The organism is Microcystis sp. LE18-22.4A, assembly GCF_027531105.1.
GTDB lineage: Bacteria > Cyanobacteriota > Cyanobacteriia > Cyanobacteriales > Microcystaceae > Microcystis > Microcystis aeruginosa.
Map to the genome: position 1 here is coordinate 1 of NZ_JAPZRB010000021.1, position 1,751 is coordinate 1,751.

3 protein-coding genes and 2 pseudogenes are annotated in these 1,751 nt (G+C 37.2%); 4 read left to right on the forward strand and 1 reads right to left on the reverse strand.

Features of this window, described 5'->3' with window-relative positions:
• The 4 genes and pseudogenes from O9295_RS00755 to O9295_RS00765 form a co-directional block, all read left to right on the forward strand.
• Nucleotides 1-110, forward strand: a 110-nt coding sequence (locus O9295_RS00755) for a transposase (protein ID WP_190538260.1), incomplete at its 5' end; no start/stop codon positions are given.
• A 40-nt stretch (nucleotides 111-150) separates the two neighbouring features.
• Nucleotides 151-328: pseudogene (locus O9295_RS27225) on the forward strand (putative toxin-antitoxin system toxin component, PIN family); the annotation flags it as partial.
• A 76-nt stretch (nucleotides 329-404) separates the two neighbouring features.
• Nucleotides 405-665 carry a type II toxin-antitoxin system Phd/YefM family antitoxin gene (locus tag O9295_RS00760; protein ID WP_147074206.1) on the forward strand — a complete coding sequence of 87 codons (261 nt, stop codon included), beginning with the start codon at nucleotides 405-407 and terminating at the stop codon, nucleotides 663-665.
• Complete coding sequence (locus O9295_RS00765) at nucleotides 658-924, forward strand: Txe/YoeB family addiction module toxin (RefSeq protein WP_002756029.1); 267 nt, start codon at nucleotides 658-660, stop codon at nucleotides 922-924. The genes O9295_RS00760 and O9295_RS00765 overlap by 8 nt, the downstream gene beginning before the upstream one ends.
• 334 nt (nucleotides 925-1,258) lie before the next feature.
• Here the strand turns inward: O9295_RS00765 and O9295_RS00770 are convergent.
• A pseudogene (locus O9295_RS00770) lies at nucleotides 1,259-1,381 on the reverse strand (PEP-CTERM sorting domain-containing protein); the annotation flags it as partial.
• Nucleotides 1,382-1,751 lie beyond the last annotated feature (370 nt).

Genomic DNA, 1,751 nt, shown 5'->3' on the forward strand with positions numbered 1-1,751 from the left:
TCGAGGGAATCAACAATAAACTTAAACTAATAAAACGGAGAGGCTATGGCTTTAGAAACTTTCGGAATTTTTGGGTTAGAAGTATGTTATCTTGGCATCTTGTCTGTTGATTTAGCATAAAGGGTAACGAAGAGCCAGAACTATTAGTAGATGAATCCTAATCGAGTTGTTATAGATACCAATGTTTTTATTAGTGCTTTACTCAATCCACTAGGAACACCCAGAAAAGTAATCAATCAGTCAATGTACCATTCTTCAGAGCAAGACAACTTATCAAGAATTGGCAACGAGAATAAGCAAAAATAAATTTGACAAATATTTAGAAAAGGTGCTATTATACTGAATAATACTTAACTTGTGTTAAAATTGGTTACGCTCTTGTTGTTAATTTAAGGGATAGTTACATGAAAATTGTTACTGTTACTGAAGCCAAAGAACAAATTGATGAATTAGTGAATGATACCAATGATAATCATCAACCGATTTTGTTATCTGGTACTAAAAAAAATGCTATTTTAATTGCTGAGGAAGATTGGAACTCTATTCAAGAAACGCTTTATTTGTATTCTATTCCGGGTATGGTAGATTCAATTATTGAAGGTGGCAAAACTTCTATTGAAGATTGTGTGGATGAGGCGAGTATCAGAGCAATTTTAAATGGATAATTGGCAGTTGGTTTTTACCAAACAAGCGAAAAAAGATGCTGAAAAGCTGGCTCGTACTGGGTTGGCAAAACAAGCTAACGAGTTATTAAATATTCTTAAGTCAAATCCGTATCAATCTTATCCTGTTTATGAGAAACTCAGTGGCGATTTAGCGAGCTATTATTCCAGACGTATTAATATTCAGCATCGTTTGGTTTATCAGGTTATTCCAGAAGAGAAGGTTGTCAAAGTTATACGGATGTGGACTCATTATGAATAACCCCTCTTATTTAGGGTTTGCGGCAAAAAGTTTTTCGTGGGGGCAGGGTGTGGCCCCCCAACCCCCCCGACATCGGGGGGGCAGGTGGGGTGTAGGGTTTTACCGATTTTCATGTGGTCAACTACCTAATTTTCAGGGAAAAAGTACCTGAATTTTCCCCCCGATCACTCCAAGTGCTGGCACTTTTTGAGGGGAAAAAAGTCTAAAAGTCTTATACAACAAGGTTTTTATATTTATTCAGCAAGCTCTAAATAATAGACAATAAACAATACACAAAAAATACCCCCCTCAACTGACTGAATGAAGGGGCATTTATGGTATTTTTAGAGGCAATTTAGCCTATTTTTGTGGTTTCTTTTTCGGTGGATTTAGAGGGTTTTAGTTTACGCTTGAGGGTTGAAGCTGCGCCGATTGTGCCGAGAGCGAGGAGGCTGAAGGTAGAGGTGGGTTCGGGGACTTGTTCTAGCTTACCTACTGTAAACCCATGCCAAGTTTCAGGGTTATCAACACTAAATTCAATGGATGAATACGTTCCAATAAAATGAATAGCCCCAGTTCCTTCTGTCCCAATTAAAGTATTTCCTGATTGTGTCAATTGCCCATAACCCCAGTAAGCAGGATTATTTGTAATAGTACTGTTAAAGCTAAGGATATTAAACGGTGTATTAAAAGTATAGCTAACAGTTATAGTTAGTAAAAGTATAGTCAAATATAGACAGACTGAATTCCATTTCAGAAATTCCTTTCACTTTTACTTCGAGAGATTGATTCTCCTTGGGTGAACTACGCACCTCTCTATCCCATAGCGGTTAAACGCATTTGGGAAT

Coding starts and splice junctions, on each gene's coding strand:
- O9295_RS00760 (WP_147074206.1), top strand. CDS start 405: ATGAAAATTGTTACTGTTACTGAAGCCAAAGAACAAATTGATGAATTA.
- O9295_RS00765 (WP_002756029.1), top strand. CDS start 658: ATGGATAATTGGCAGTTGGTTTTTACCAAACAAGCGAAAAAAGATGCT.